Consider the following 21,060-nt stretch of genomic DNA (forward strand, 5'->3'; position numbering starts at 1 on the left):
GGAAGGCGATCCGATGACCGATCCGCACGCCCACCACCAGACGACGGGGACGCCGGAGCACGGCGGGCACGACATGCACGCGGGGCACGACATGCACGGCGGGCATGACATGCACGCGGGCCACGCCGGCCACGGCGACCACGTCGGCCAGTTCCGGCGCCTGTTCTGGATCAACCTCGTCATCGCCATCCCGGTGGTCGCCACCTCCGGCATGTTCGCGATGATCCTGGGCTACAGCGTCCCGTCGTGGGCCGGCTGGATCGCCCCCGTGCTCGGCACCGTCATGTACGTGTGGGGCGGCTGGCCGTTCCTCACCGGCGCGGTCTCCGAGCTGCGCTCGCGGGCGCCGGGGATGATGCTGCTGATCGGGCTCGCCATCACGGTGGCGTTCCTCGCCTCGTGGGGTGCGACGCTCGGCCTGCTCGACCACGAGCTCGAGTTCTGGTGGGAGCTCGCGCTCCTGATCGTCATCATGCTGCTCGGCCACTGGATCGAGATGCGCTCGCTCGCGCAGACCAGCTCCGCGCTCGACTCGCTCGCCGCGCTGCTGCCGGACGAGGCCGAGCGCGTGGAGGGCGACACGGTTGTGCCGGTCTCCCCCGCCGACCTGCGCGTCGGCGACGTCGTGCTGGTGCGGCCGGGCGGCAGCATCCCCGCCGACGGCCGGATCGTCAGCGGCCGCGCGGACGTCGACGAGTCGATGGTCACCGGCGAGTCGCGCACGGTCTCGCGCGGTGAGGGCGACGCCGTCACCGCGGGAACGGTCGCCACCGACTCCGGGATCCGCGTGGAGGTCACCGCGACCGGCGACGACACCACGCTCGCGGGCATCCAGCGGCTGGTCACGGAGGCGCAGAACTCGTCGTCCCGGGCGCAGCGGATCGCCGACCGCGCCGCGGCGCTGCTGTTCTGGTTCGCGCTCGGCGCGGCGGTCATCACGGCCGTGGTGTGGACGCTCGTCGGGAGCCCGGACGACGCGGTCGTGCGCACCATCACCGTGCTGGTGATCGCCTGCCCGCACGCGCTCGGCCTGGCCATCCCGCTCGTGGTCTCGATCGCGACCGAGCGGGCCGCCCGCGGCGGCGTGCTGGTGAAGGACCGGCTTGCGCTGGAGAGCATGCGCACCGTCGACACCGTGCTGTTCGACAAGACCGGGACGCTCACGACCGGCGAGCCCACCGTGACCGAGGTGGCCTCGGCCGGCGACCTGAACGAGGACGCCGTGCTCGCGCTCGCCGCGGCCGCGGAGGCCGACAGCGAGCACCCGCTCGCCCGGGCGATCGTGCACGCGGCGCGGACGAAGGACCTCGCGCTCGCGGCGGCGAGCGGGTTCGCGTCCTCCCCCGCCGTCGGCGTGACCGCGACGGTCGACGGGGCCGAGATCCGCGTCGGCGGCCCGCGGCTGCTCGAGGAGATCGGCGGGTCCGAGCTGCCGAGTGCCGAGGCGTGGCGCAGCGACGGCTCGATCATCCTGCACGTCGTCCGCGAAGGCCGGGTGGTCGGCGCGCTGCGGCTCGCCGACGAGGTGCGGCCCGAGTCCCGGCAGGCGGTGGATGCGCTGCACGCGCTCGGCGTCCACGTCGTGATGATCACCGGCGACGCCGAGGCGGTCGCGAACGCGGTCGGCTCCGAGCTGGGCATCGACCGGGTGTACGCGGGCGTGCGGCCGGAGGACAAGTCGGCCACGGTGGCCGCTCTGCAGAAGGAGGGCAGGAAGGTCGCGATGGTCGGCGACGGCGTGAACGACGCGCCCGCGCTCGCGCAGGCCGACGTCGGCATCGCGATCGGCGCGGGGACCGACGTGGCGATCGCCTCGGCCGGGGTGATCCTCGCGAGCTCCGACCCGCGCAGCGTGCTCTCGGTGATCGAGCTGTCCAGGGCGACCTACCGCAAGATGAAGCAGAACCTGTGGTGGGCGGCCGGCTACAACCTGATCTCGGTGCCGCTCGCCGCGGGCGTGCTCGCCCCGATCGGGTTCGTACTGCCGATGTCGGTCGGCGCCATCCTGATGTCCCTCTCCACGGTCGTCGTCGCGCTCAACGCGCAGCTGCTGCGCCGGCTCGACCTCTCGCCCGAGAAGAGTGCACGGGCGGTCTCCCGCTAGGGTGAAGCGGTGCGGAGGGGTGCTGCGAGAGCCGGAGCGGCGGTCGTCTGCACCCTCCTCGCCGCCCTCACCGGCTGCGCCGCCGTGCCGGACGCACAGGGCCCGACGCCCGCGCCTGCCACGGCGGCCGGGCACGCGGTGCGACTGCCGGACCCGCACGCGGGGTTCGACTACCAGCTCGGCGGCGCGTATCCCCCGCCGGCCGGGGTGACGATCGTCGAGCGCGACCGCACCGCGGAGCCTGCCGGTGCGGGCTACGACATCTGCTACGTGAACGGGTTCCAGACCCAGCCGGAGGACTCCCGCTCCTTCGCGCAGGCGCATCCCGACCTCGTCCTGCACGCCCGAGGCGCCCCGCTGGTGGACCCGGGCTGGCCGGACGAATACCTGTTCGACACCTCCAGCGCGTCGCGCAGGCAGGCGCTCGCGTCGATCGTCGGCGGCTGGATCGCGGGCTGCGCGCGCGATGGCTACGCGGCGGTCGAGATCGACAACCTGGACTCGTACACGCGTTCGCGCGGCGCGCTGAGCGCCGAAGACAACCTCGCGCTCGCCGCCGACTACGCGCGCATCGCACACCGGGCGGGCCTCGCGATCGCCCAGAAGAACACCGCGGAGCAGACCGGACGGCTCGCGGCGGCGGGATACGACTTCGCTGTCACGGAGTCCTGCGCGGCCTTCGAGGAGTGCGACGCCTACGCCGCGGCGTACCCGGTGGTGCTCGACATCGAGTACACGGACGAGCTGGGGGCGGCCCGCTTCCCGGCCGCGTGCGCGCGCCGGGCCGACCAGGTCACCATGATCCTGCGCGACCACGACCTCGTCCCTCCCGCCGACCCCGCGCACACCTACCGCCCCTGCCCCTAGCCCCGCGCCCCTCGGTGCCGGACGGAGGCGGCGGGATACCCTGAGGGCGGGAGGACGCGGATGTCGGGGACCGGACAGGGGCGGGGCGGAGTGTTCCGCATCCCCGGGTTCGCGGCGTACTGGAGCGCCTACACCGTGTCCGCGTTCGGCTCGTACGTGACGACGCTCGCGCTGCAGGTGCTCGTCGTCGCGACGCTGCACGGCACAGCGCTGGACGTCGGGCTGGTGAGCGCGGCGCGCTGGCTGCCGTACCTCGTGCTCGGCCTGGTGGTCGGAGCGCTGGTCGACCGGCGGCGCCGCGTGCCGATCGTCGTCGGCAGCGACCTCGGCCGGTTCGTGCTGCTCTCGGCCGTCGCCGTGCTCGGCATCCTGGGCTGGCTGACCATTCCGCTCCTGCTCGTGCTCGTCGCCGCGGTCGGCCTGCTCTCGCTCACCGGGGACGCGGCGTCGCAGGCGCTGCTCCCCCGCATCGTGCCGCGCACCGCCCTGCTGCCCGCGCACGCCAGAACCGACCAGAGTGACGCGGTCGCGCAGACCACGGGACCGCTCGCCGCAGGCGCGCTGGTCACGCTGCTCGGGGCGGCGAGCGCCGTGCTGGTGGATGCCGTCAGCTACCTCGCGTCGGCGATCGCCATCGCGTCCATCCGGGTGCGGGAGCCGGTGGCGCCGCGGGCGGAGGGCGCTCGGCTCGGGCGGGAGATCGCCGAGGGCCTGCGCTGGGTGTACCGGCACGGGACGCTCGGGCCGATGGCGGTCGGCACGCATCTCTGGTTCCTGTTCAACGCCGTGTTCGGCACCGTCTTCGTCTCGCTCGCCCTGCTCGGGCTGCGGTTGTCCGCGTTCCAGCTGGGCGTCGCGCTGGCCGCGGCGGGGGTCGCCGGCCTGATCGGCAGCTCGCTCGCGCCGCGGGCGGGACGGCGCTGGGGCGCGGGCCGGGCGGTCATCGCGAGCAATCTCGTGATGACGCTGGGCTGGGCCGTCGTCGCCTCCGCTCCGCTCGGCCTGGCCGGCTGGCCGGTCGTCGTCCTGCTGTGCGCGGGGCAGGCGCTGTACGGCCTCGGGCTCGGCCTCAGCAACGCGAACGAGATGGCCTACCGGCAGGCGGTGACGCCGGACCACCTGCAGGCGCGCACCAACACCACGATCCGCTCGGTCAACCGCGCGATGATCGTCGTCGGCGCTCCGCTCGGCGGCGTGCTCGCGACGGCGCTCGGCTACCAGGACGCCGCGTGGATCGCCGTGGCCGGCATCCTGCTCGCCACCGCCGTGCTCGCGCTCTCCCCGTTCCGCCTGGCCCGCCACGAAACCGCCCCCTGAACCCCCGCGAAGGGCACGGAAGAAGTCAGCGGAGCGGGACGGTGGCGGCGGGGGCGACGTCGGCGGTGCGGCCGGGCCGGTGTGGCCCGACCAGTACAGGTTGGTGTGCGCGACCACGAGCTCCGGGGCCGGTGCTCCCCACTCGCTCAGGTCCTCCGTGGTGTGGGCGTCGCCGACCAGCGTGACGTCGTACCCGCGGGTGAACCCGCCGTGGATCGTCGAGCGGATGCACTCGTCGGTCTGCGAGCCGGTCACCACGATGCGCTCCACGCCCGCCGCGGCGAGCACCGCCTCCAAGTCGGTGCCCTCGAACGCGTCGGGGTAGTGCTTCGGCACGAGCGCCTCGCGGTCCTCGCGCACCAGCTCGGGGACGAACCGCCACGCGTCGCTGCCCTCCGGCACGTGCTCGTCGGAGTGCTGCACCCACACCACAGGGACGCCCTCGCCCCGCGCGCGGTCCACGAGCGAGCGGATGGTCGCGACCACCTCGTCCCGCCGGTGCGCTCCGCCGATCACCCCGTTCTGCACGTCGATCACCAGCAGCGCGGATCCGGCCCGGCCCGGAAGCGTGCTCACGACGCCTCCGCCCGCCGGTACGTGCTGATGACGATCCCCGAGGCCAGGCCCCTGGTCTCCACGAGCGCCAGCCGGGAGAGCGGGAAGCCATCGCCGAACAGCCTCTTCCCGGTCCCGAGGACGAGCGGGTAGACCATCAGCCGGTACTCGTCGACCAGGTCGTGCTCGGCCAGCGTCCTGATCAGCCGGGTGCTCCCCCAGACCCGGATCTCGCCCTCCGCCTCCTCGCGGAGCCGCCGGACCGCTGCCGGCACGTCCGGCCCGAGCAGATAGGAGTTCCGCCAGCCGACCTCGCCGAGCGTGTTCGACGCGACGTACTTGGGGATGCGGTTGTAGAGCCGGGTGAGCTCGCCCTGGAACCCCTCCGCCGACTCGTCCCAGACGCCCCACGAGTTCGCGAAGATCTCGTACGTCCGCCGTCCCAGCAGCAGCGCGCTCGTGCGCGTCTCCCACGCGCGGACGGTGTCCTCGTCGTCGTATCCCCACTGCCAGCCGCCGTGCTCGAAACCGCCGTCGCCGTCCTCGTCGGTGGCGCCCGGCGCCTGAGCGACGCCGTCGAGCGTCAGGAACGTCTGCACAACTATCGAGCCCATCTCGCCTCCTTGCGATCACGACGAGTCTGCGCCGCCCGCCACCCGGGCGCCAGCCCCGGCGTCAACCCGGTTGCCCGGGGCGGCGGCCCGGGCTACCGTCCCCGGCGAACCCATCCACCAGAAGGAGGAAGACCATGGCAACTGCGGGAACGAAGTCCGGGACGAAGACGAAGCAGGCGAAGGTCGCCGCTGCGCGGACCAGCTCCCCGAAGGCCGCGAGCGCCGGAGAGCACTCGACCCGCCGCGAGAACGCCGAGGGCGGCTTCGTCGCCTCCGCCTCGCTCGCCGGCGACCTGCAGCGCGTGCACGTCGACCTGATCGAGCTGCACCTGCAGGGCAAGCAGGCGCACTGGAACATCGTCGGCCGCAACTTCCGCGACCTGCACCTGCAGCTCGACGAGATCGTGGAGGCCGCGCGTGAGTTCAGCGACGACGTCGCCGAGCGCCTGCGCGCGCTGCACGCGACCCCGGACGGCCGCTCGCGCACCGTCGCGGAGTCCACGTCGCTCGAAGAGTTCCCGAACGGCGAGATCGATACGACGGAGGCCGTCGACCTGATCACCAACCGGCTGGAGACCGTCGTGCGCACCATGCGCTCGGTGCACGACGACGTGGACGAGGAGGACCCGACCTCGGCCGACCTGCTGCACGCGATCATCGAGCGCCTGGAGCAGCTGGCCTGGATGGTCAGCGCCGAGAACCGGACGCCCTCCGCGAGCTGAACCCCGCCGCCATCGCTTCCGGGATCGCTGCCGCGACACGCCGGGCGCGAGCGTGGCGAACTCCGGAAGCGATGGCGTCAGACCGTGAGGTCGCGCAGGTAGCCGGCGTACCCGTCCGGGGCCCTGCCGACCAGGCGGCTGGAGGTGCGGACGGGATGCGCGTCGTCCGCCGCGACGACGTGTCCCGCCGCCCGCAGCCGCTCCACCAGGTCGACGTCCTCGCCCACCGCGAGCGGCCGGAAGCCGCCGACCGCGGCGTACGCGCTGGCCCGCACGCCGAGGTTGGCCCCGTGCACGTGCCCGACGGTCGCGCCGGGGCCGTGGCTGCGCCGCCACGCCCTGCGCCGGGGAGCGTCGAGGTCGCCGAGCCGCGGGATCACCGCGCCGACGTACGCGTCCGCCGCCCGCTCGGCCGCCAGGTGCTCCCCCAGCCAGCCCGGCGCGACGGTGCTGTCCGCGTCGGTGAACGCGAGCCAGGTCTGCTCCGGCGGCGTCGGGACGGCGCCGAGACCGATCGCGACCGCGTCCGCGCGGCTGAGCCCGACGTTCCCGTGCGTCCGCTCGGCGGCGATCACGTCGGGGAACCGGCGCAGCACGTCCGCCGATCCGTCGGTGCACGAGTCGAGGACCACGACGACGGTCGACGGGATGGCGATGCGCTCGCGCGTCCGGCCGAGGGAGCGCAGGCACGCCGCGAGGGTCGGCTCCTCGTCCCGGGCGGGGACGGCGACCACGAGGTGCCGCACGGTCATCCGAATACCTCGAGCAGGAACTCGTCCTCGGTGTGCCCGACCATCCGGCGCAGTCCGCTCCGCGCGGCGAAGGCGGCGTGCGCCTGCGCCCCGGACTGCGCGAAGTCGTCGGCTGTGCCCGTCCAGTGGCACAGCGCGACGTGCCCGCCGGGAGCCAGGGACGCGGCGATGCGTTCGGAGCAGGCCGCCCACTGGTCCGCCGCCAGGTAGTAGGCGACCTCGGAGACGACGATCAGGTCGAAGCGGCCGGACGGCCACTGCTCCGGCACCCGCATCCGCTCGACGGCGACACCGGGCAGCCCGGCCGTGCGCTCGCGGGCGAGGGCGACAGCGGAGGCGGCCGCATCCACGCTCAGCAGCCTGCCGCAGCGCTCCGCGAGCGCCGCGGAGGTCTCGCCGTTGGAGCAGCCGATCTCGAACCCGCTGCCGTACCGCTCGCGGGGCAGGGACGCGGTGAGCAGGCGTCGCTTGCGCCGCTCGTACCAGCGCGTGCGCGCACCCCACGGGTCGTCCGCCTCCCGGTGCAGGCGTTCGAAGTGGGCGGCGAGCGGATCGGCGACCGGTGCGATGAACAGCTCGTCGCCGTCGACCGCGCGCGCCAGCAGCTCGGGCGACAGCACGCCGTCCGGCGTCTCCGGCGTGTGGCGCTGGGAGACGAACGCGTCGAGCGCCGCGCGCTTGCGGTCGCGCTCGTCGTCGGTGGGGCGGTAGCCGCCCGCGCGCTCCCACGGGACGTCCTCCGGCGTCCCCCACTGCCACAGCCAGATCGGGTACAGCAGGACGCGGTCGCCGGCCTCCCGCGCGGCGCGCGCGACGACCCGGCCAAGGGTGCGGTGGTCGCCGTGCCGGTCGCCGGGCCACGGCGCGAGCACGAGCCTCGTGCCCGCGCCGCCGGTCGGGAGGACGTGGGCGACCGCGGCCTCCAGCTCGTCCTGATGGTGCTTCAGCCCGCCGTCCGGCAGGTCGAGCCAGGTGGTCCCCGCGCGGACGCCGAGCGCGGCGACGGCCGCGTCGAGCTCCGCGCGGCGGCCGGGCTCGCTGCACGTCGCGACCACCACGGAGACGTGGCGGCCGAGGGCGGCGGCCGCGGCGATGGTCGCCCCGGCGCCGAGCGTCTCGTCGTCGGGATGCGCGGAGAACACCACCACCGAGTCGAACCCGGCGAGGTCGGCGCGGGTCAGCGGTTCGCCGCTCGCGCGGCGCGACGCGTCCTGCCAGACGGCCGCCGGGGTCAGGGCGAGGAGCGGATCGAACGTCACCACGACGCGTCCTCCTCGCCCAGGTGGCGCGCCAGCGAGGCGTCGTCCCTGCCCCGGTGGTACTGCGCGACGTACAGCTCGAGGTCGGCGCAGCGGCGGGCGAGGGAGGCGTCGAACGCGAGCGCGGCCGGGCCGAGCACGTCCCTCGCGCACGCGAGCGCCTCGACGGCGGCGTCGGCGGCGAGGCCGCGGACCGTGTGCGCGAGCGCGGCGGGCTCCCGCTCCGCTCCGCCGTCGATGCGCGCGGCGGCGTCGGCCAGCGCCAGCCGTGCGGCGTGCACGCTGCGGTGCAGCGCCCCGGCGCGCGCGCCCGTGAGCGCGTCGTCCTGGCGCGAGCGCGCTTTCCCCGTCACCGCGCCGAGGAGGGGCAGCGTCGCGCCCAGCCAGCACGCCGCCACTCCGATGCCGCCCCAGCGGAAGCCGGGCCGGTCGAGGTACCAGCCGGTCGCGCCGACCGGGGTCGCGGGGGCGGCGTCGAACCGGACCGGGCCGCTCTCGACCTCGGCGAGCCCGTGCGCGACCCAGCCGGCCGGCTCGACGCGCACGCGCTCGTCGCGCAGGGCGACGGCGAACAGGCGGCGGCCGCCGTCGTCGTCGGTGACGGCCGACACCAGCGCGTGCGTGAGGGATCCCGCCAGCGAGCACCACGCCTTGCGTCCATCCAGCGCCCAGCCGGCGCCGGTGCGCACCGCGCGCGTCTCCGCGCCCGGAGCCTCGGCGGCGAACACGCCCCAGGTGCTGCCCGCCGGCGGGGCGGGCTCGCCCGCCTCCGCGAGGATGGCGACCGCGTCGAGGTGCGGTTCGAGCACCCTGGCCGCCGTCACGTCGGCCGCGGCGACTCGCGCGAGGCCGCGGAACCGGTCGAGCGTGGCCCCGGAGCCCGGGAGCGGCAGCAGGTCGGCCGGGGCAAGCCCGGCGAGCGCGTCGAGCAGGGGCGCCACGTGCCCGTCGGCCTCTGCGGCGACAGCGAGGTAGCTCTCGAGCGCCGGGCTGCCGGGATCGGGGCGGTCGATGGCGGGTGTCTGGTCGAGGGCAGGGATCACCACCCGAGCATCCCCCGGTCGGCCGCCGATGGCGAGCCCCTTGACGGCGGCGGCCGCGGCCGGTCACTCCGACCAGGGCAGCCGAAGCAGCCGGGTGTCGCCGGAGGAGACGAGCGCGAGGTGGGTCGCAGCGGTGAGCCCGCGCAGCATCCCCGAGCGCTGGTGCGGCACCGCGACCAGGACGCCGTCGTGCAGCCGGCACACGACGGCCCGCACCCGGCCGTCCACCGCCTCCGCGGGCCAGGACGGCAGCGCGGGCAGGGTGGGCAGCGGGCGCAGCAGCCGGCCGAGCAGCAGCGGTCCCGCCAGCAGCAACGCGCCGACCACGGCGGCGAGCGGGTTGCCGGGCAGCGCCAGCAGCGCCCTCCCGTCCGGGAGCTCGGCGAGGATCACCGAGCCGCCCGGCCGCACGGCCATCCCGTCGACCAGGATGCGCGCCCCGAGCGCGTCGAGGGCGGGCCGCACCACGTCCGCCGGGCCGTGCGCGGTGCCGCCGGAGGTGACAAGCGTTGCCGCCGTCCCCGCGGCGAGCGCGTCCAGCAGCGCTCCGGTGCGGTCCGGGATCGGCGTGCGCACGCTGCACTCCGCGCCGTACGGCCCGAGGAGTGCCGGCATCGTCGGGGCCAGCGCGTCCGGGACGCGGCCGGGTGCCTCCGCGGCTCCGCTCAGCTCGTCGCCGATCGGCAGGAAGTCCACGACGGCCGGCTCCCGCACGGGAACGCGGGCGACACCCGCAGCAGCGAGCAGTCCGAGGGCGGGCGGACCGACGACCTCGCCCGTGGTCAGCAGCACCTCCCCGACGTCCACCTCCTCGCCGCGCAGCCGGATGTCCTGGCCGGGCTCCGGTACGCCGAGGGTGTCGACCAGGGTGCCGCCGTCGACCGTGTCCACGATCCCGGCCTCCGCGCGGAGGATGCCGAGCGTTCCTGGCGGGACGGGCGCGCCGGTCGCGCTCGGGCGCGCCTCCCCGCTCTGCAGCACCCGGCCGTCCGGCGCGTCGCCGGCGAGCACGGGCGCGCCCTGCCGCCACGGCGCCTCGCCTGCCACCGCCCAGCCGTCCATCGCCGAGTTGTCGAAGGTCGGCAGGGCCCGCCCGCTGCGCACCTCGGCCGCGAGCGTGCGGCCGAGCGCGTGCGACGCCGGGACGTCCTCCTGCTCCGTCGGCCGTGCGGCGCCCAGCGCTTACGCCGCCTCCGCCGCCTGCTCCCACGGCGTCACCGCTGCTCACCGCCGATCACGGTCCGCAGGGCGGCGACCGCGTCCTCCAGGCTCCGTCCGGAGCCGACGGCGAGGCCGGCGAGGTAGGCCGTGAGCGGCGCCGCCGGGCGTGCGACGCCGTGCGCGGCGTCCCTCGCGAGGTCCAGCAGGACCGCGACGTCCCCGTCCTCGATGGCGACGCCCAGCTCTGCCGCCGCGCGCCGCGCATAGTCGTCCAACTGCTCCGGTTCCATGTCCCGTCCCCTTCAGCGCGCCGCGATCAGGGCCTGCGGCGCGGCTTGCTTCATCCTGGTCCGCAGCCAGCGCAGCTGTACAGCCGTCTCTGTGTCGCACGCCTGGACGACCGAGAGCAGTTCCGCGTCCCGCAGCGCCATCGCCGACTGACCGATCATCGACCAGGTGATGTCGGTCATGCTCGCCAGCAGGTAGAGGTCCTGCAGGTCGCGCAGCAGGCCGAGCGGTCCGCTGCGCGGCTCGGACAGCGCGTCCGCGTGCAAGCGTTCCGGCTCGTCGTCCTCCGTCGACTCCCCCACCCGGTCGATGACCGGCTGGAGCCGCTCCCGGTGCGCGTCGCACTGCGCGGCGAGGCTCAGGCAGAGGGCGTGCACGTCCGGCTCGTCGCCGTGCGCCTCGGCGACCTGGCGATAGCTCTCCGCGAGCGTCGACTCTGACTCGGCCAGCAGGCCGAGGTAGACGGGCAGCTTCACGACGCACCTCCCCACGGCCGCACGGAGACCGCGGCCGTCTTGAACAGCGGCTGCTTGGACACCGGATCCCACTCCGTGAGCGTCAGCTCGTTGGCGGCGGTCGGGTGCCGCTCCTCCGCCCCGGGCGGTGCGTCCCAGTAGCCGTAGTGGAACGGCGCGAACACAGTGCCGGCGCGGATGCCGGTGATCCGAACGGGCGCGACGATCCGGCCGCGGCGGGAACGCACCTCCACCAGCTCGCCGTCGGCGATGCCCTGCCGCTCGGCGTCCTCGCGGGCCAGTTCCAGCCACACCGACGGCGCCGCTTCGCTCAGCTCCGGCGTGCGTCCCGTCTTGGTGCGGGTGTGGAAGTGGTAGACGCTGCGGCCCGTCGTCAGCCGGAACGGGTACTCGTCGTCCGGGGCCTCGTGCGGGCCGGTGTACGGCGCCGACTTCAGGATCGCCCTGCCCCCCGGCTGCAGCGCCGTGTACGCCTCCTCGCCGACGGTCGCGCCGGTGAGCAGGTCGTGCCCGAACGTCTCGCAGTAGTCCGGCCGGGACGGGAAGTCGGCGTCGGTGTACAGCCGGGTCACGCTCTCCCGCTCCGCCGCGCGCCTCGGCCAGTGGATGCCGCTCTCGGCGCGGAGGTCGTCGTACGAGATGCCGGTGTAGTCGCAGGGACGCCCGCGCGAGCACTCCTGCCACGCCCGGTACGCGTCCTCCGGCCCGGCCCAGTCCAGCAGCGGCGTTCCGTCGTCGCGGCGGAAGCCCATCCGGCGGGCGTAGTCCAGGAAGATGTCGAGGTCGCTGCGCGCTGACCCGGGCGGCTCGACCGCCTTCTCCGACAGGTGGACGGTGCGCGTGGCGTTCGTGAACGTCCCGGTCTTCTCGCCCCAGCCCGCGGCGGGCAGCACGACGTCGGCGAGGCGGGCGGTCTCGGTCAGGTAGAGGTCCTGCACCACGAGGAAGAGCGAGTCGGTCGCGAGCGCGTCCCGGATCCGGGCGAGCTGCGGCAGCGAGACCGCCGGGTTGGTCGCCGACACCCAGAGGAAGCGCAGCGAGCCCTGCTCGGCGTACCGGAACAGCTGCATCGCGTGGGTCGGCGCCGCCCAGTGCGGGATGACCAGCGGGTCGACGCCCCACAGCCGGGCCAAGTCGGCGACATGCTCCGGGTTCTCCCAGTTCCGGAATCCGGGGAGGTCGCCGTCGGCGCCGCACTCCCGGTTGTTCTGCGCGGTCGGCTGGCCGTTCATCTGCAGGATGCCGGCGCCCGGGCGCCCCAGCATCCCGCGCAGCAGGTGCAGGTTGTTGACCTGGCACGCCGAGGCCGTCGCCTGCGACGACTGGTAGAAGCCCTGCAGGACCGTGGAGAGCACGCGCTCGGAGGTCGCGAAGATGCGCGCCGCCTCCCGGATGTCCGCCGCGTCAACGCCGCACACCTCGGCCGCGCGTTCGGGCGTCCACTCCTCGCACAGCCCGCGCAGCTCGTCGAGGCCGATGGTGTGCGCGAGCAGGAACTCCTCGTCCGTCCAGCCGTTCACGAGCAGCTCGCGCACCAGCGCGTGCATGAGCGCCAGGTTCGTGCCGGGACGGACCGCGAGGTGGACGTCGGCGCGCTCGGCCACCGGCGTCCTGCGCGGGTCGACGGCGACCAGCCGGGGCGGGTTGGGCCCCGCCAGCCGGTCGAGCACGCGCGACCAGAGCACGGTCTGGGTCGCCGCCATGTTGTGGCCCCACAGGAACAGGGCGTCGCACTCGTCCACGTCCTCGTAGCAGCCGGGCTGGCCGTCCGCGCCGAACGTCTCCTTGAGCGCCTGCGCGGCGGTCGCGGTGCACAGCCGGGTGTTGCCGTCCATGTGCGGCGTGCCGATGCCCGCCTTCCCGATCACGGCGAGTGCGTAGTACTCCTCGATGAAGAGCTGGCCGCTGGTGTAGAAGCCGTGGCTGAGCGGGCCGATCTCCTCCAGCCGCGCGCGGCTGCGCGCGACGATCGTTTCCATCGCCTCGTCCCAGCTCGCCTCCACCAGCTCGCCGTCGCGGCGGACGAGCGGCGTCGTCAGCCGGTCGCGTGCCTCCATCGCCTGCCAGCTGGCGTAGAGGCCCTTCGGCCCCAGCCTGCCGCGGTTGATCGCGTCGTCGGCGCGGCCGCGCACGCCGACCATCCTGCCGTCCTTCACGGCGATGTCGAGGCCGCAGCCGTTGCTGCACAGCACGCACGCCGACCGCACCCAGCGCTCGACGTCCGCTTCGGTCACACCGTCGGCGAGCATCGTGTCGACGCGCGCCGGCCATTCGCCGTTCGCGTACGGTGTCCTGGCGCCCCAGACGTCCGTGATCCGGGAGTCTCCGATCCGGGCGCCATCGATCCGGGTCTTGTCCATGACGACACCGTGCGCCGCGCGCAGACTGCGGCACAACCCCTTGCGAGGCGCCGGGATCGGGTGTGCGCCCGGCCTCAGCATGACAGCCGTGAGGGCAGAGCTTCCGCCGGCCGTTCTCCGCGCGTACCGTGTCGGGACGTGAAGCGGCGCGCACTCCTCCCCCTGGCGCTCGTGGCCGTGCTCCTGACCGGGTGCAGCGCGGACGCTCAGGCGCGGTCCTCGCTCGCCCAGACGGCCGGCACCGCCGCGTCCAGCGCCCGCTCGGCCGGGCTCTCGCTGGGGCTGGAGGCGAACGACCGCCTGACGCCCGGTGTGCTCGACACCGCGCTGAGCGATTCGGGGAAGGCGCTCGGCGACGCGGCGACGAGCCTGTCCGAGCTGACGGCGACCGGCGGCATCGGCGCGGCGCGGGACAACATGATCGCGCTCGTGCGCAGCGCTCAGGATGCCGTGCTCACCGCGCAGGACGCGGACAGCGCCGGGCGGCTGACCCCGTCCGCCGCTGCGCGGCTCAGCGAGCGCCTCGACGGCATCGCGCAGAAGCTGGCCGCGGGGTCCAAGCGGATGGAGCGCGGATGAAGGGCCTCTTCGCCGTCGCGCTCGGCGTCCTCACCGCCATCGGCGGCTTCGTCGACATCGGCGATCTGGTGACGAACAGCGTCGTCGGGTCCCGGTTCGGGATGACGTTGACCTGGGCCGTGCTGGTGGGCGTGGTCGGCATCTGCCTGTTCGCCCAGATGTCGGGCCGCGTCGCCGCGGTGAGCGGGCGCGCGACGTTCGAGATCATCCGCGAGCGGCTCGGCGCCCGGCTGGCGCTGGCGAACCTGTCGGCGTCGTTCCTGATCAACCTGCTCACGCTCACCGCGGAGGTCGGCGGCATCGCGCTCGCGCTGCAGCTCGCCTCCAGCATCGCCCCCGCGCTGTGGTTCCCGGTCGCCGCGATCGCGGTGTGGATCGTGATCTGGCGCGTGAAGTTCTCGATCCTCGAGAACGTGACCGGGCTGCTCGGCCTCGCGCTCGTCGTCTTCGCGGTCGCGGTGTTCCTGCTGCACCCGGACTGGTCGGCGCTCGGCTCGCAGATCCTGGTGCAGCCCTCCCCGCACACCGACGAGTCGCCGTGGACGTACTGGTACTACGCCGTCGCCCTGTTCGGCGCGGCGATGACGCCGTACGAGGTATTCTTCTTCTCCTCCGGCGCGATCGAGGAGAAGTGGACGGCGAAGGACCTCAAGCAGTCGCGGCTGAACGTGCTCGTCGGCTTCCCGCTCGGCGGCCTGCTGTCGCTGTCGATCGCGGCGTGCGCCAGCATCGTCCTGCTGCCGAAGGGCATCGCGGTGACGTCGCTGTCGGAGACCGTGCTCCCCGTCGCGCAGGCGGCGGGGAAGATCGGGGTGATCATCGCCCTGCTCGGCTTCGTCGCCGCCACGTTCGGCGCCGCGCTGGAGGTGACGCTCTCCAGCGGCTACACGCTCGCCCAGTTCTTCGGCTGGCCGTGGGGCAAGTTCCGGCGGCCCGCGTCGGCGTCCCGGTTCCACGCGACGATGATCCTGTCGCTGGTGGTCGGGCTCGGCATCCTGTTCACGGGCGTCGACCCGGTTCAGGTCACCGAGTTCTCCGTGGTGTTCTCGGCGATCGCGCTGCCGCTGACCTATCTGCCCATCCTCGTCATCGCGAACGACCCGAAGTACATGGGAGACAAGGTCAACGGGAGGACGACCAACTTCTTCGGGCTGGTCTTCCTCGCCCTCATCCTGGTCGCGTCGATCGCGGCCATCCCCTTGATGATCATCACGGGAGCGGGAGCATGAGCGCGTTCCCCGATCCTCCCCGCGTCGCCGGCCGCGTGCTGGACGCCCAGCTCGACCTGCTCGACCGGCAGATCCTCGACCCGGACGGCGTCCCGGTGACCACGGTCGACGACATCGAGCTGAGCGACCCGGAGGATGCGGCGCACCTCGACCCGGACGCGCCGCCGACACTGGACGCGCTGCTCACCGGTCCCGTCTTCGCGACGCGCGTGTTCGGCGGCCGGCCGCCGCGCTCGCGGTTCGTGCGCATCCCCTGGCGCACCATCGCGGACGTCGGGATCGTCCTGCGCACCGGTGTGCGAGCGGAGCACTTCGACGCCGGCTGGGTGGAGCGCTGGCTGCGCGACCACGTGATGGCCCACATCCCGGGAGGCCGCCATGATCCTGAGTGACCTGATCGACCGGCCGGTGCGGGATGCGGGAGGCGAGCGGCTCGGCGTCGTGGTCGACGTACGCTTCGCGATGGACCGCAGCGACGGCCGGCTGCTGTCCACCCCGCGCGTGTTCGAACTGATCGTCAGCCCGCGCTCGTCGTCCTCGTTCCTCGGCTACGAGCGCACCGGCGTCAACGCCCCGGCGCTCCTCGCGCGCTGGTTCGCCTGGCGGGAGCGCGGCTCGTTCCTGGTGCTGTGGGAGGACCTCGCTGCGCTGGGCGAGGACGCGGTGACCCTCCGGGAGGGCGCCGTGCGCTACTCGCCGCGTCTGGCCGGAACCGGGGATTGAGGGCTGTCAACTCCTTGCGCGCGCCCGCGGGAACCGGTTGCGTTGGCGTGGGAGGGGATGCGGATGCGTGACGAGACCCTGGCGTTCGTGCGGGAGGGCTACCTGTTCGGGACGCGGCGGTTCGAGCGGGCAGGAGCCGACGTCGCGACGACGCGGCTGGAAGGCGTGCCGCTGACGCTGCTGCGCGGGGCCGACGCCGCCCGGTTCTTCTCCGAAGGCGGCCGGTTCACCCGGGCGGGGGCGATGCCCGCGTCCGTGCAGCACCTGCTGCAGGACGAGGGCAGCGTGCAGGCGCTCGAGGGCGCGGCGCACCGGCAGCGCAAGGCCCTGTTCCTCGGGCTGCTGACGGACGGCGCGGCGGGCGGACTGGTCGAGGTGTTCGAGCGCGAGCTCACGGCTGCCGCACGCGCGTGCGCCGGTGGCGAGGTGCGGCTGATCGACCTGTTCTCGCTGTCGCTGCTGCGTGCGGTGTGCGCGTGGACCGGCCTGCCAGAACGCGTCGCCGCCGAGCTGGAGCGCAGCGGCGCTCTGCAGCGGATGATCGCGGCGGCCGGGACGGTCGGCCCCGTCAACTGGTTCGCGCGGCTGCGGCGCCGGGACGCGGAGCGGCTGCTGGCGGAGACCGTCGCGCGCGAGCGGCACGCGCCGTCCGCTCCCCCGGGTTCTCCGCTCGCGGTGCTGGCCGCGTACGGCGAGCCGGACCCGCTGCCGCCGGAGATCGCCGCCGTCGAGCTGCTGAACATCCTGCGACCGGTCGTCGCCGTCGCCTGGTTCCTGACCTTCGCTGCGCTGGCGCTGCAACGGCGCCCGGCGTGGCGTGGGCGGCTCGGCTCGGCCCAGAGCGACGACGTGCGCCGGTTCTCGAACGAGGTGCGCCGGTTCTACCCGTTCTTCCCGTTCGTGGCCGGACGCGCCGCACGGGACCTGGAGTGGGACGGCAGGCGGTTCCCGGCCGGCGCCCGGGTCGCGCTCGACCTGTACGCGACGGACCACCACCCCGCGCTGTGGGAGGCGCCCGGCCGGTTCGACCCCGAACGCTTCGGCGGTCGCGCGATCGAACCGAACACGCTCATCCCGCAGGGCGGCGGACACTACGCCGACGACCACCGCTGCCCCGGCGAGCCGGTGACGCTCGACCTCATGGATGCGGGGGTGCGCCTGCTGACCCGCCGCATCCACTACGCGGTGCCGGAGCAGGACCTGCGCGTGAGCCTGCGCCGGTTCCCCACGCTCCCGCGCAGCGGACTCGTTGTCGGCCGGCTCGCCGTGCACGACTGACGACCGACGGACGGACGGAAGGACCTCGCCATCGCCATCGACGACACCCTCGAACGGATCGCTGACACCGCCGCCGCCTCCGGCGTGCGCATCGCGGTCGCCGAATCGCTCACCTCGGGCGCCATCGCCACGGCGCTCGGCTCCGCCCCGCAGGCGAGCCGCTGGTTCGTCGGCGGGGTCGTCGCGTACTCCGAGCACGTCAAGTTCGATGTCCTCGGCGTCGAGCCGGGACCGGTCATCACCGCCGCGTGCGCGGAGCAGATGGCCGAGGGCGTCGCCCGGCTGCTGGACGCGGAGGTCGTCGCCGCGGTGACCGGCGCGGGCGGCCCGGGCCCGGAGGAGGGCCGGCCTGCCGGCACGGTGTTCCTCGCGCACGGCCGACGCGGCGCCCTGACCGTCGAGCACCTGCGGTTCGTCGGCGAGCCCGCCGAGGTGGTCCAGGCGACCGTCGAGGCCGCCGTGCGCGCTCTCCACGACGACCTCGCCGCCGGCCGGCCTCGGTGAGGTCTCTCAGCGAGTCCGAGCAGCGCGTCAGGTTGCGGGGTTAGCCTGCGGGCACGGTTCGTGGCGAACCGGGCAGGGAGGGCGCCGTGTCCGCACCGGGTTCCTCGCGGGAGGCCGTCCCGCTCGAGCTGCCGTACTACGGGGCGCCCTTCTCCGCCGCCTTCGCCCGGTTCTGGCGCAAGTACGCGGACTTCCACGGCCGCGCCAGCCGCAGCGAGTACTGGTGGTGGGTGCTGTTCTCGGGCGCCGTCGGGATCGCGATCGAGGCGATCTACGTCCCCTCGCTGCTGGCGCGCCCGCGCGGCGGAGGCTTCCACCTCGATGCCGGGATCGTCGTCGCCGCTGTCCTGGCGCTCGCCTGGGGTCTTGCCACGATCGTCCCGACGCTGGCGCTGGTGTGGCGCCGGTTGCACGACGCGAACCTCAGCGGGGCGTTCTGGCTGCTCTCCTTCGTCCCGCTGGTCGGCTGGATCGCGGTGCTCGTGCTGACGCTCCTGCCCGCCGACCCGGCCGGCGCACGCTTCGACCGCGCCGCTCGCTGACCGTCCCCGTTCGGTACGTGCCGCCCCCACTCGCGCGGGGACGGTCGTACCGGACGGGGTCAGTCGGTGGAGGGGGTCTGCTCCGGGACGGAGGCGAGCGCGTCGATCTCGACCAGCGCGCCGGGGCGGGCCGGCGCGACGCCGAGCACGGTGACGGCGGTGCGGTGGTCGCCCCAGACCGTGCGCGTCGCGCCGTACGCCTCCGTCGGGTCGACCGACGGGTCCAGGTGGATGGTCAGCTTCGCGACGTGCTCCGGGCCGCAGCCCGCCGCGGCCAGGACGCTCAGCACGTTGCGGAGCGCCTGCCCGGTCTGCGCCTGCAGCCCCTCCAGCAGCGTGCCCTCGGCGTCGACGCCGTTCTGGCCGCCAACCACGAGCACCGGCCCGGCCGGGAGGATCATCCCCTGCGCGAACGCGGGGCTCCGGAACAGCTCGGGCGGGTCGACGGGACGGGGTTCTGCGGACATGGCTTCCTCCTCGAAGGTCGTGTCGGGCCGCTCAGGGCGCCGGGGTGAACGTCAGCTCCGCCCACACGAACGGGAACGGGAGGATCGTCGTGCCGCTCCCCCGTACCGGATCGAGCGGGATCAGGAACATCCAGACCGTACCGATCACCACCGACACCAGCGCGACCGCGATGATCAGGATCGCCGCCCGGTCGAGCGTGCGCAGCGCCTCCGGCACCGTCGTCGCCCGGCGGGCGACCCTACCGATCGCCACGAACAGGATCACGGCGAACGCCGCGTACACCAGCCAGCTCGGGTGCGCCGTCAGGCCCGCGCACATGGACGCGGCCGGGCTCCGGTCGGAGCCGCCCCCGCCCGTGCACTCCATCCTGCTGCTGTTGGCGAGCGCGCTGTAGACGAACGCGGCGATGCCCGTGCTCACCAGCAGGCCGCGCAGCCGCATCAGGATCGGCCCGGCCGGCAGGCGCGAGGCCACCCCCGGATCCACGCGCGGATACTCTGTCGTCGGCATCTGTGTCCCCCCTCGTGCGACGTCGACACGATCCTGGCACGGAACGCCGGCCCGGCGCGAGCGGCCCGCTGCGAACGGTCCGCCGCTCAGCCGGCCGCCGGGACCGCGACGACCGGGGCGCGGCGGGCGACCGTCACCGCCAACGACGCGTCGGCGCCGAACACCGGCAGCCCCCTCGCCACGTCCGGCAGCGGCACCGTCCCGGTGAACGTGCCGTCGTCGCGCCCGGTCAGCTGCAGCCGATCGGGCATCCGCGGTGTGGCCTCGATCGGGCCGACGAGCCGGCTGTTCCAGCACGTCCAGGCGCCGAACCCGGAGCCGTCCTCCTCCGGGCCGATGTCGACGATCAGGGTGTCGCTCCAGTCCGAGATCTGCTCCAGGTGGTCGGCGAAGTCGAAGCCGCCGTTGTTCTCGGTCAGCTTGTAGACGCGCAATCGCAGGGCGTAGCGGGACAGCAGCTCCGCATCCGTACGCGCTCCGCCGACCGGCGGCTCTTTGGCGAACAGGAACGTGCGGACGATCGGGATGGGCGCGTCGACACTGTCCTTCTCGTGCCGGATCTCCGCGTTCAGCTGGATCGGGCACCAGTGCGCGGCCTGCTGCTCCGACATCACGATCGGGAGCCCGCGGATGGACAGCCCCATGTCGGCCTGCCAGGCGTCCTCCGGGTCGAGGCCCTCCGTGCTGGAGGGCAGTCCGGCGAAGGCGATGGCCGCCATCCAGCTGCCGAACAGGAACCGCGAGAGGTTCTGGTAGCCCTCCTCCGAGTTGACCTCGCCGTAGCGTCCGGAGTGCGACTTGTAGACGTACGCGCGGTGCGCCCCGCGCACGTAGGCGTGCTCGATCAGCACCAGCCCGTCGCTGCGCGGGCCCACCGCGACGCGTGCGAGCGTGTAGTCGTTCGGATCGGTGCCGATCAGGCAGAACACGTCGTCCGCGTCGAAGATCTCCGGCGGGATGCGCTGCGGGTCCCAGCCGTCGCCGGCCGGCGCCCGATCGCCGAAGTTCTTCCCCGGCGTGAGGTAGCCGTACATCTTGGACGGCGAGAACACGTCGGAGCCGGCTGGCCCGAACGCGTCCATCGCCCAGTTCGCCGCGCCGAGGACGAGCTGGATGCCGCCGTGCGGCGTCCCGTAGGTGAACAGCTTCGCCACGATGTCCCTGGCGTGCCGCCGCGGCGTCCCGTCCACCGGCGTCTCGCACACCTTCTGCATCATGCAGCGCGCCACCAGCCCGCCCATCGAGTGCGCGACCAGGTTCACCTTCGGCGCTCCGGTGCGTTCGAGGACGCGGATGACCAGGTCGTAGAGCTCCGCGGCGGCGCGCTCGATGTCGAAGCCGTTGTCGTCGACGTGGCTGGTGATCGCGTCGACGATGCCCTCCAGGAAGTTGCGCTTCTTGGGCGCGGCGAAGGTGGTGGCGACCTCGTCGTAGTACCGGTGCACCCAGACCGACTTCGGCGTGAGCGGTTCGGTTCCGCTCTCCAGGAAGCGCCTCTGGTCGCCGCGGACCAGGAACTGGTAGCCGTGCTCGGTCATCAGCCGCAGCAGCGGCCCCTCGAACTGGTAGAACATCGGGTCGCCGTCACCGCCCACCCGCACGTGCGTCGCGCCCTCGTTGAACCCGTAGAAGGGGTCGTCGACGGTCACGTCGATCTGGCTGCTCGGGCCCGCGTAGCCGCGGACGTAGACGATCGGGAGTGCATCCAT

22 protein-coding genes and 1 pseudogene are annotated in these 21,060 nt (G+C 74.0%); 11 read left to right on the forward strand and 12 right to left on the reverse strand.

Translation table 11 applies throughout. The features are described from left to right. Nucleotides 1-13 precede the first annotated feature (13 nt). From ACTHMF_RS01065 to ACTHMF_RS01075, 3 genes are all read left to right on the forward strand, one after another. Nucleotides 14-2,104, forward strand: a complete 2,091-nt coding sequence (locus ACTHMF_RS01065) for a heavy metal translocating P-type ATPase (protein ID WP_440315937.1) — start codon at nucleotides 14-16, stop codon at nucleotides 2,102-2,104. A 9-nt stretch (nucleotides 2,105-2,113) separates the two neighbouring features. Next, nucleotides 2,114-2,971: an endo alpha-1,4 polygalactosaminidase gene (locus ACTHMF_RS01070; RefSeq protein ID WP_440315938.1), complete on the forward strand. Its 858-nt coding sequence runs from the start codon at nucleotides 2,114-2,116 to the stop codon at nucleotides 2,969-2,971. Between the two features lie 90 nt (nucleotides 2,972-3,061). After that, complete coding sequence (locus tag ACTHMF_RS01075; protein ID WP_440315939.1) at nucleotides 3,062-4,288, forward strand: MFS transporter; 1,227 nt, start codon at nucleotides 3,062-3,064, stop codon at nucleotides 4,286-4,288. Between the two features lie 213 nt (nucleotides 4,289-4,501). Here ACTHMF_RS01075 and ACTHMF_RS01080 read toward each other — a convergent pair. Then, nucleotides 4,502-4,864 (reverse strand): annotated as a pseudogene (locus ACTHMF_RS01080) (isochorismatase family protein); the annotation flags it as partial. Beyond that, nucleotides 4,861-5,457, reverse strand: coding sequence for a dihydrofolate reductase family protein (locus ACTHMF_RS01085; RefSeq protein WP_440315940.1), 597 nt, complete (start codon nucleotides 5,455-5,457; stop codon nucleotides 4,861-4,863). The pseudogene ACTHMF_RS01080 and the gene ACTHMF_RS01085, both read right to left, overlap by 4 nt. A 134-nt stretch (nucleotides 5,458-5,591) precedes the next feature. Between ACTHMF_RS01085 and ACTHMF_RS01090 the strand changes: the two genes are divergently transcribed. Next, on the forward strand, nucleotides 5,592-6,179 hold the full coding sequence (locus ACTHMF_RS01090) for a Dps family protein (protein WP_440315941.1): 588 nt from the start codon (nucleotides 5,592-5,594) through the stop codon (nucleotides 6,177-6,179). A gap of 77 nt (nucleotides 6,180-6,256) precedes the next feature. Here ACTHMF_RS01090 and ACTHMF_RS01095 read toward each other — a convergent pair whose 3' ends face one another. The 7 genes from ACTHMF_RS01095 to ACTHMF_RS01125 are packed head-to-tail and all read right to left on the reverse strand — an operon-like array spanning nucleotide 6,257 to nucleotide 13,518. Further along, nucleotides 6,257-6,931, reverse strand: coding sequence for a glycosyltransferase (locus ACTHMF_RS01095; protein WP_440315942.1), 675 nt, complete (start codon nucleotides 6,929-6,931; stop codon nucleotides 6,257-6,259). Continuing rightward, entirely contained in the window at nucleotides 6,928-8,193 is a 1,266-nt protein-coding gene (locus ACTHMF_RS01100) for a bifunctional PIG-L family deacetylase/class I SAM-dependent methyltransferase (RefSeq protein WP_440315943.1), read from the reverse strand. Before ACTHMF_RS01100 ends, ACTHMF_RS01095 begins: the two co-directional genes overlap by 4 nt. Beyond that, the gene (locus tag ACTHMF_RS01105) at nucleotides 8,187-9,236 is read right to left on the reverse strand and encodes a hypothetical protein (RefSeq protein ID WP_440315944.1); all 1,050 of its coding nucleotides are present in this window, start codon (nucleotides 9,234-9,236) and stop codon (nucleotides 8,187-8,189) included. Before ACTHMF_RS01105 ends, ACTHMF_RS01100 begins: the two co-directional genes overlap by 7 nt. A gap of 60 nt (nucleotides 9,237-9,296) precedes the next feature. Further along, nucleotides 9,297-10,412: a molybdopterin-binding protein gene (locus ACTHMF_RS01110; RefSeq protein ID WP_440315964.1), complete on the reverse strand. Its 1,116-nt coding sequence runs from the start codon at nucleotides 10,410-10,412 to the stop codon at nucleotides 9,297-9,299. 35 nt (nucleotides 10,413-10,447) lie between these two features. Then, a complete protein-coding gene (locus tag ACTHMF_RS01115; RefSeq protein WP_440315945.1) occupies nucleotides 10,448-10,684 on the reverse strand; it encodes a DUF6457 domain-containing protein in 237 nt (78 codons plus the stop codon). Between the two features lie 12 nt (nucleotides 10,685-10,696). Next, nucleotides 10,697-11,158, reverse strand: coding sequence for a hypothetical protein (locus ACTHMF_RS01120; RefSeq protein ID WP_440315946.1), 462 nt, complete (start codon nucleotides 11,156-11,158; stop codon nucleotides 10,697-10,699). Beyond that, entirely contained in the window at nucleotides 11,155-13,518 is a 2,364-nt protein-coding gene (locus ACTHMF_RS01125) for a molybdopterin oxidoreductase family protein (RefSeq protein ID WP_440315947.1), read from the reverse strand. The genes ACTHMF_RS01120 and ACTHMF_RS01125 overlap by 4 nt, the downstream gene beginning before the upstream one ends. Nucleotides 13,519-13,656: 138 nt before the next feature. Here ACTHMF_RS01125 and ACTHMF_RS01130 point away from each other — a divergent pair, with 138 nt between their 5' ends. The 7 genes from ACTHMF_RS01130 to ACTHMF_RS01160 all read left to right on the forward strand — a co-directional run bounded on the left by ACTHMF_RS01130 (nucleotide 13,657) and on the right by ACTHMF_RS01160 (nucleotide 18,373). Beyond that, nucleotides 13,657-14,097: a hypothetical protein gene (locus ACTHMF_RS01130; protein ID WP_440315948.1), complete on the forward strand. Its 441-nt coding sequence runs from the start codon at nucleotides 13,657-13,659 to the stop codon at nucleotides 14,095-14,097. Continuing rightward, nucleotides 14,094-15,326, forward strand: a complete 1,233-nt coding sequence (locus tag ACTHMF_RS01135; protein WP_440315949.1) for an NRAMP family divalent metal transporter — start codon at nucleotides 14,094-14,096, stop codon at nucleotides 15,324-15,326. Before ACTHMF_RS01130 ends, ACTHMF_RS01135 begins: the two co-directional genes overlap by 4 nt. Beyond that, entirely contained in the window at nucleotides 15,323-15,718 is a 396-nt protein-coding gene (locus tag ACTHMF_RS01140; protein ID WP_440315950.1) for a hypothetical protein, read from the forward strand. The genes ACTHMF_RS01135 and ACTHMF_RS01140 overlap by 4 nt, the downstream gene beginning before the upstream one ends. After that, complete coding sequence (locus ACTHMF_RS01145; RefSeq protein ID WP_440315951.1) at nucleotides 15,705-16,049, forward strand: PRC-barrel domain-containing protein; 345 nt, start codon at nucleotides 15,705-15,707, stop codon at nucleotides 16,047-16,049. The genes ACTHMF_RS01140 and ACTHMF_RS01145 overlap by 14 nt, the downstream gene beginning before the upstream one ends. A 63-nt stretch (nucleotides 16,050-16,112) precedes the next feature. Continuing rightward, the gene (locus tag ACTHMF_RS01150) at nucleotides 16,113-17,327 is read left to right on the forward strand and encodes a cytochrome P450 (RefSeq protein WP_440315952.1); all 1,215 of its coding nucleotides are present in this window, start codon (nucleotides 16,113-16,115) and stop codon (nucleotides 17,325-17,327) included. 57 nt (nucleotides 17,328-17,384) lie between these two features. Further along, the gene (locus tag ACTHMF_RS01155; RefSeq protein ID WP_440315965.1) at nucleotides 17,385-17,831 is read left to right on the forward strand and encodes a CinA family protein; all 447 of its coding nucleotides are present in this window, start codon (nucleotides 17,385-17,387) and stop codon (nucleotides 17,829-17,831) included. 86 nt (nucleotides 17,832-17,917) lie between these two features. After that, a complete protein-coding gene (locus ACTHMF_RS01160; RefSeq protein WP_440315953.1) occupies nucleotides 17,918-18,373 on the forward strand; it encodes a DUF805 domain-containing protein in 456 nt (151 codons plus the stop codon). 59 nt (nucleotides 18,374-18,432) lie between these two features. Here ACTHMF_RS01160 and ACTHMF_RS01165 read toward each other — a convergent pair whose 3' ends face one another. The 3 genes from ACTHMF_RS01165 to ACTHMF_RS01175 all read right to left on the reverse strand — a co-directional run bounded on the left by ACTHMF_RS01165 (nucleotide 18,433) and on the right by ACTHMF_RS01175 (nucleotide 21,060). Continuing rightward, a complete protein-coding gene (locus ACTHMF_RS01165; RefSeq protein WP_440315954.1) occupies nucleotides 18,433-18,840 on the reverse strand; it encodes a RidA family protein in 408 nt (135 codons plus the stop codon). A 31-nt stretch (nucleotides 18,841-18,871) separates the two neighbouring features. Beyond that, entirely contained in the window at nucleotides 18,872-19,351 is a 480-nt protein-coding gene (locus tag ACTHMF_RS01170; protein WP_440315955.1) for a hypothetical protein, read from the reverse strand. Between the two features lie 86 nt (nucleotides 19,352-19,437). Beyond that, nucleotides 19,438-21,060: an esterase/lipase family protein gene (locus ACTHMF_RS01175; protein WP_440315956.1), complete on the reverse strand. Its 1,623-nt coding sequence runs from the start codon at nucleotides 21,058-21,060 to the stop codon at nucleotides 19,438-19,440.

Origin of the sequence: Leifsonia sp., from assembly GCF_051955155.1 — a bacterium.
In the GTDB taxonomy this organism is placed as follows: Bacteria; Actinomycetota; Actinomycetes; order Actinomycetales; family Microbacteriaceae; genus Leifsonia.